Origin of the sequence: Trebonia sp. (assembly GCF_049794275.1) — a bacterium.
Classification (GTDB): Bacteria; Actinomycetota; Actinomycetes; order Streptosporangiales; family Streptosporangiaceae; genus Trebonia.
This window is the reverse complement of sequence record NZ_JBARCR010001207.1, coordinates 1-6,538: the sequence shown is the minus strand read 5'-3', so window position 1 is coordinate 6,538 and position 6,538 is coordinate 1. Positions and strand designations below refer to the sequence as shown.

7 protein-coding genes are annotated in these 6,538 nt (G+C 69.6%); 4 read left to right on the top strand and 3 right to left on the bottom strand.

The annotated features are described in order from the left end of the window. Nucleotides 1–516 (bottom strand): FAD-dependent oxidoreductase (locus tag WA805_RS29735; protein ID WP_425243980.1); only part of this gene is annotated, 516 nt, incomplete at its 3' end. Between the two features lie 382 nt (nucleotides 517–898). Here WA805_RS29735 and WA805_RS29730 point away from each other — a divergent pair. Genes WA805_RS29730 through WA805_RS29720 form a run of 3 tightly spaced genes read left to right on the top strand, consistent with a single transcriptional unit; the run spans nucleotide 899 to nucleotide 3,495 of the window. Further along, entirely contained in the window at nucleotides 899–1,801 is a 903-nt protein-coding gene (locus tag WA805_RS29730; RefSeq protein WP_422288888.1) for a helix-turn-helix domain-containing protein, read from the top strand. Beyond that, on the top strand, nucleotides 1,798–2,589 hold the full coding sequence (locus WA805_RS29725) for an SAM-dependent methyltransferase (protein ID WP_422272961.1): 792 nt from the start codon (nucleotides 1,798–1,800) through the stop codon (nucleotides 2,587–2,589). The genes WA805_RS29730 and WA805_RS29725 overlap by 4 nt, the downstream gene beginning before the upstream one ends. 42 nt (nucleotides 2,590–2,631) lie before the next feature. Next, nucleotides 2,632–3,495 carry an LLM class F420-dependent oxidoreductase gene (locus WA805_RS29720; RefSeq protein WP_422288891.1) on the top strand — a complete coding sequence of 288 codons (864 nt, stop codon included), beginning with the start codon at nucleotides 2,632–2,634 and terminating at the stop codon, nucleotides 3,493–3,495. A gap of 51 nt (nucleotides 3,496–3,546) precedes the next feature. Here WA805_RS29720 and WA805_RS29715 read toward each other — a convergent pair whose 3' ends face one another. Then, the gene (locus WA805_RS29715) at nucleotides 3,547–4,305 is read right to left on the bottom strand and encodes an alpha/beta fold hydrolase (RefSeq protein WP_422272965.1); all 759 of its coding nucleotides are present in this window, start codon (nucleotides 4,303–4,305) and stop codon (nucleotides 3,547–3,549) included. Nucleotides 4,306–4,315: 10 nt separating this feature from the next. Beyond that, nucleotides 4,316–5,611: a homogentisate 1,2-dioxygenase gene (gene hmgA / locus WA805_RS29710; protein WP_422288892.1), complete on the bottom strand. Its 1,296-nt coding sequence runs from the start codon at nucleotides 5,609–5,611 to the stop codon at nucleotides 4,316–4,318. 136 nt (nucleotides 5,612–5,747) lie between these two features. Between hmgA and WA805_RS29705 the strand changes: the two genes are divergently transcribed. Then, a complete protein-coding gene (locus WA805_RS29705; RefSeq protein WP_422324906.1) occupies nucleotides 5,748–6,428 on the top strand; it encodes an HAD hydrolase-like protein in 681 nt (226 codons plus the stop codon). The last annotated feature ends 110 nt before the right edge of the window (nucleotides 6,429–6,538 follow it).

The following is a 6,538-nucleotide window of genomic DNA, read 5'->3' as shown; positions in this document are numbered from 1 at the left end:
CGTCACCGGCGTCCCGAACCTGACGACGGCGCCGCGCGCGGCGGCCAGCCGGAGCATCGCGGCCATCGCGCGGTCGGGGTCGAGCACGCCGGCTTCTTCGTGGTACATGACCTGGCCGGCGCCGGTGAAGTCGACGTACGGCCAGCGTTCGGCGGCCGCCGCGGGTGCCAGCAGCTCGGCGGGCACGCCGCAGTCGGTCAGCACCGCGTGGAGTTGCTTCGGATCCCGGCGGGCGCCGAAGTCGAGGCCGCCGGTTCGCTGCAGCAGCGACTCCCCCGCGTCGGCTTCGAGCTGCCGCCACAAGATCCCCGCCCGGCCGGTCAGCCGCACGTACAGCGGGTCCGGGTACGCCCGGCGGAAGATCCGGGCGCTGCCGTGCGAGCTGCCGTTCCGGTGTCCCGGCTGGAACGCCTCGAGCACCACGACGTCCATCCCCCGCTCGGCCGCCGCCCAGGCGGCGGCCGAGCCCGCGAGGCCGGCCCCCACGACGATGAGATCGGCGCGCGTGGCGGCCATGAGGCACCCTCCGGGGTCAGGAAAGCCTGTCGATTGTGCACCTGACACTAGTGGAGCGCGACGGGGCAGAGCACCGGGAACGACCCCGGCGGCGCCGCGCGCTGCCCGCGATCGCATTCGCCCTGTGTACGCAGATTCACTGTGTACGCAGATTCACTGTGCGCGCAGATTCACTGTGCACCCGGATTCACTGTGCACCCGGATTCACTGTGCACGCGGATTCATAGCCTGCGCTTTTCTGGTTTGCCGCCGGGGATCGCGGCGCGCATTTCTTCGCGGTTATTCGCTCAATTGGCAATGCTTTGCGAGTGGCAATATGCTTTGGGCTGCCTGGCCTCGACGCCGGGACGCGGAGTGCCGGTCCATCGGCATCGGAGCGGTGATGAATACTGAGGAACCGGACGGCGAGCAGCCGTTTTCCGGTCTGGACGACACCCCGGTCGAGGCGACGGTGCTGCGCATGATGCTCGGCGGCCAGCTTCGCCGGCTCCGTGAGGCCGCTGGGATCACGCCCGAGCAAGCCGGCTTCGAGATCCGGGCGTCGCGGTCCAAGGTCAGCCGGCTGGAAACCGGCCGGGTCGGGCTCAAGGGCCGTGACGTCCAAGACCTGCTCACCCTGTACGGCGTAACCGACGAGGATGTGCTGGAGAAGGTCCTGGCGCTCGTCAGGCAGTCCAATACACCGGACTGGTGGGCCAAGTACAACGACATCCTGCCCGGGTGGTTCGAGGCTTACCTCGGGCTCGAGTCCGCCGCGTCGACCATCCGCAGCTTCGAGATCCAGTTCGTGCACGGCTTGTTCCAGACCGAGGATTACGCGCGGGCCGTCACCAGGCCCGGGCGCAAGGGCGCGCCCGCCGGTGAGATCGAAGACTGGGTCCGGCTGCGCCTCAGCCGCCAGGCCCTGCACGCCAGGCAGAAGCCGCCAAGGATCTGGTCGGTCATGGACGAGGCGGTGCTGCGGCGGCCCGTGGGCGGGCCGGCGGTGATGCGCGCCCAGCTCAGGCACCTCGTCAAGATGGGGGCGATGCCGCACGTGACGCTGCAGGTGGTCCCGTTCTCCCGTGGCCGTCACGCCGCGGAGAGCGGGTCGTTCACCGTGCTGCGCTTCGAGGAGCGCGACCTGCCCGACGTGGTGTACCTCGAGCAGCTCACCGGCGCCATCTACCTGGACCAGCGCTCGGACGTCGAGCAGTACCTGGAGGTCGTCGACGAGGTCAGCGGCGAGGCGCTGACACCGGACGACACGACACGCTTCATCGAGCAGGTTGCCAGGGAGACATGACCAGAACCCCGGGATTCGACACCAGCGTGGCGCATCAGGCCCGGATCTACGACTACCTGCTCGGCGGCAAGGACAACTACGCCGCCGACCGGGCGGCTTCCGAGGCCGTGCTCACGATCTATCCGGAGATGGCGTTCAACGCGCGCGCCAACCGGGCGTTCCTCGGGCGCGCCGTCCGCTACCTGGCCGGCCAGGCGGGGATACGGCAGTTCCTCGACATCGGCACCGGCATCCCGACGGCGGGCAACACCCACCAGGTCGCCCAGGAGATCGCGCCGGAAAGCCGGGTCGTCTACGTCGACTACGACCCGATCGTGCTCGCGCACGCCCGCGCCCTGCTGACCAGCGGCGGGCCGGGCGCCACCGACTACATCCACGCCGACCTGCGCGACACTCCCGCGATCCTCGGCCGGGCCGCTGAGCTGCTGGACTTCAGCAAGCCGGTGGCGGTCACGCTGATCGCGATCTTGCACGCGATACCGGATTCCGACGACCCGCACGCGATCGTCGCCAGCCTCATGCGCGCCCTGCCGCCCGGCAGCCACCTCGCGATCTCGCATATAGCGGCGGACCTCATCGACCCGGAGACGCGAAGCGGCCTCGACAACCTGGCGGACCAGATGATCCAGCAGGACTTCACGTTCCGCAGCGGTGAGCAGGTGGCGCGGTTCTTCGCCGGCACTGACCTCGTGGCGCCCAGGCTGGTACGGGTCGAGGAATGGCGCCCCGAGCCAGGCGACCCCGCAGGCACGTCGTCCGTGTGGGGCGCGGTGGGCCGCAAGCGATAACGCTCACCTCACGTGAGAGGCTGAGCTTGGAGGTAACCGACGATGAAGATCGGCTTGCAGATTCCGGACTTCAGCACCCCGCGCGGGCCCGAGCGGCTGGGTGCTGAGCTGGCCACGGTGGCCAGGACCGCGGACGACGCGGGGTTCGAGTACATCGCCGTCATGGACCACTTCTTCCAGATCCCGGCCGTCGGCCCGGCCGAGCGGGAGATGCTCGAGGCGTACACGACGCTGGGCTACCTGGCCGCCTGCACGTCGCGGGCCGCGCTGCTCACGGTGATCACCGGCACGGTGTACCGGGAACCCGGCATGCTGGCGAAGATCGTCACCACGCTTGACGTGCTGTCGAAGGGGCGGGCCTGGCTGGGCATCGGCGCGGCCTGGAACGAGCAGGAGTCCCGTGGCCTCGGCATTCCGTTCCCGCCGGTCGCCGAGCGCTTCGAGCGCCTCGAGGAGGCCCTGCAGGTCTGCCTGCAGATGTGGCATGGCGACGAGTCGCCGTACCACGGCAAGCACTACCAGCTCGAGCGGCCGCTCAACTCGCCGCAGTCGCTGTCCAGGCCGCACCCGCCGATCATGATCGGCGGCGGCGGGGAGAAGAAGACGCTGCGGCTCGTCGCCAGGTACGCCGACGCGTGCAACGTGTTCGCCGGCCGGGACGAGGCCCGCAAGCTCGACGTGCTGCGGCAGCACTGCGAGGCCGTCGGCCGCGACTACGACACGATCTACAAGACGGTCTACTACGCGTTCAACACGTCCCATGGCGCGCAGCGGATCATCGACGACCTCGGCACGCTCGCCGGGCTCGGCTTCGACGCGGCGATCGGGGGCGTGGTGAACGTGTGGGACGTCAGCCCGGTGGAATTCATCGGCAGCGAGATCATCCCCGTCGTGGCGGATTTCTAGGGTTCGCGGCGAGAGTCACCACGGGCCCGTTCGGGATAAATCTCTTCTCTTTTATCCGCGGGCAAGGAACTCTTCGATAGAGACGGCGAGGGCGACCGGGGTCTCGAACATCGGGTAGTGGCCGGTGCCGCGCAGCACCTCGAGCTCGGAGTTCGGGTACACCTGCAGCCAGGTCTGCTCCATGAACTCGGCGGGCTGGGTCGGGTCGTACTCGCCGGTGATGACCTTGACCGGCAGCTCGGCGCCCTTGACCTGGGCGATGATGTCGGCGCGCGCCCAGGTCGGCAGGTAGCCGGCGAAGGCCTCGGCATCGGAATTGTCCAGCGAGTGCCGCACGATGACGTCGACGAAGGCCGGGGTGAGCCGGCTCCCGGTGGCGAAGTTGACGATCACCTCCCGGTTTTCCCTGCTGGCGGCGGCGCCGGTGAACAGCGCCCATTCGTGCTCGCCGAGCGGCAGGCCGCTGGCCGGGACGGGCGCCACGCCGATGAGCCGGCGGATCCGGTGCGGCGCCTGCAGCAGCACGTGCTGGATCGCGACGCCGCTCATCGAGTGCCCGACCAGCGAGAACCGGTCCCAGCCGAGGTCGTCGGCCAGGGCGATCGCGTCGGCGGCGGCCTCGGCCATCGTGTACGCGCCTGGCTCCCCGCGGCGCGACCCGTAACCGCGCAGATCGGGGAACACGTAGGTGAAATCGGCGGTGTTCAGGTACTCGGGGAGGTAGCCCCAGCCGCGCGCGGAGCCGAACCAGCCGTGCAGGGCGAGGACGTGATGGTCCCCGGATCCGACCGTGACGTGCGAGCCACCCATGGCACGTAACCTAGCGGAAATTTCGCGACAATCCAGACCACACGTCGTCGTAATCCCGCTGCCGGTGGCCGGCCTGCACGGCCTGCAGCGTCGGGATGATCGTCCAGCGGCTTTCGAACATGAACGCGAGCGTCTCGTCGAGCTTCTGCGGCGTGAGCTCCTGGGTCGAGGCGCGCGCGTAGGTCTCGGCGTCCGGGCCGTGGCTCGCGAACGTGTTGTGCAGGCTGCCGCCGCCCGGTTCGAAGCCTTCTGCCTTGGCGTCATAGGTGCCCTTGACCAGGCCCATGAACTCGGACATGACGTTGCGGTGGAACCACGGCGGGCGGAACGTGTCCTCGCCGACCAGCCAGCGCGGCGGGAAGATCACGAAGTCCACGTTGGCGAGGCCTTCGGTGTCGCTCTGGCTGGTCAGCACGGTGAAGATCGACGGGTCGGGGTGGTCGAAGCTGATCGTGCCGATGACCATGAACGTGGCCAGGTCGTACTTGTACGGCACGTAGTCGCCGTGCCAGGCGACCACGTCCAGCGGCGAGTGGTCGTAGTCGGCGGCCCAGAGGTTGCCGCCGAACTTCTGCACGACCGTGGCGGCCTCGCGTTCTTCGAACGCGGCGTGCGGGGTCAGGAAGTCCCGCTCGCTGGCCAGGCCGTTGGCGCCGATCGGGCCGCGTTCCGGCAGCGTGAAGGCGGCGCCGAAGTTCTCGCACAGGTAGCCGCGGGCGGGCTTGTCCGGCAGCTCGACGCGGAACCTGATGCCGCGCGGGATCACGGCGATCTCGCCGGGACTGACGCGCAGCGAGCCGAGCTCGGTGTGCAGGTCGACGGCGTTGAGCTCGGGGACGAACAATAGCTCGCCGTCCGCGTCGGTGAAGTAGCGGTCGCGCATGTCCTTGTTCGCGGCGTACACGTGCACGGCCATACCGCCCCGGGTTCTGCTGTCGCCGTTGCCGCCGACGGTGTACAGGCCGTCGATGAAGTCGCGCGGGTGGTCCTCGGCCGGCAGCGGCAGCGCGTTCCAGCGCAGCCGGTTCGGGTCCGGCTCGATCTCGTCGAACGGAGTGGACTTTAGGGTCCCGCTAGGGATCCTGCGGAAGGCCGGGTGTTTCGCGCTCGGCAGGATCCGGTACACCCAGGTTCTCCTGTTGACGGCTCTGGGCTGAGTGAACGCGGTGCCGCTGAGCTGCTCGGCGTACAGGCCCTGGGGCGCCTGCTGCGGCGAGTTGCGGTGCCGCGGCAGGGCGCCGTCGACGGCCTCGGTGGCGAACTCGTTGCCGAATCCGCTGAGGTAACGGAACTCGTCATCGGCCATGCCGAATGCCTCCTCGCCCCGGGTCGCGCGGTCGCGTGGCCGCGTCCGCGCCGGTCTTTGTAACGACCATCCCAGCTTCAGACGTTTCGCAGGTCAAGAGCTGTTAACGCGATTGCCTTTTTTGGAGGTTTGGGAAATGGGCGGGGACAGGTGGCTGACTTTCGACTGCTACGGCACGATCGCCGACTGGAACACGTGCATGCGGCAGGCCCTGGAACCGGTCGCGGGCGATCACGCGGCTATGCTGCTGACCGCCTACCATCAGGCGGAACTGATCTTCGAGGCCGGGCCGTGGCGGGCGTACCGTGACGTGCTCACTGACGGGCTGGCGCTGGCCGCGCGCCGCGCCGGGGTCCCGCTGCCCGGCCCGGAGGCCGGCGCCCTCGTGGCGGCGTGGCCGACGATGACCGTATTCGACGACGCGGGTCCCGCGCTGACCGCCCTGGTGGAGGCGGGCTGGCGGCTCGCGATCCTGACCAACTGCGACGACGACCTGTTCGCGACGACGGCGCCGCGGCTGCCGGCCGCCTTCGACGTGGTGGTGACCGCGGAGCAGGTGCGGTCGTACAAGCCCGACCTCGGGCATTTCCGCCGGTTCGCGGAGCTCACGGGGGCGACCCAGGCCAACTGGATCCACGTCGCGAACAGCTGGGTGCACGACATCCTGCCCGCCGCCCGGATGGGCGTGCGCTCGATCTGGGTGGACCGCGACCTCACCGGGCATCCGGCCAAGCTCGCCGAGCGGCGCATCACGGCGATGCGGCGGCTGCCGGACGCGGTCGCCGACGTGAGCGTGCTGCCGGCCTGGCCGTCGTAAGGCGCGTCTGGGCCGCGGCGCCTGACTGGGGCCTTGGCTGGCGGCCTGGCTGGCGGCCTGGCCGGCGGCCTGCCTGGCGAAGTCCAGCGCCTCGGCGGCCAGCGCGGGCC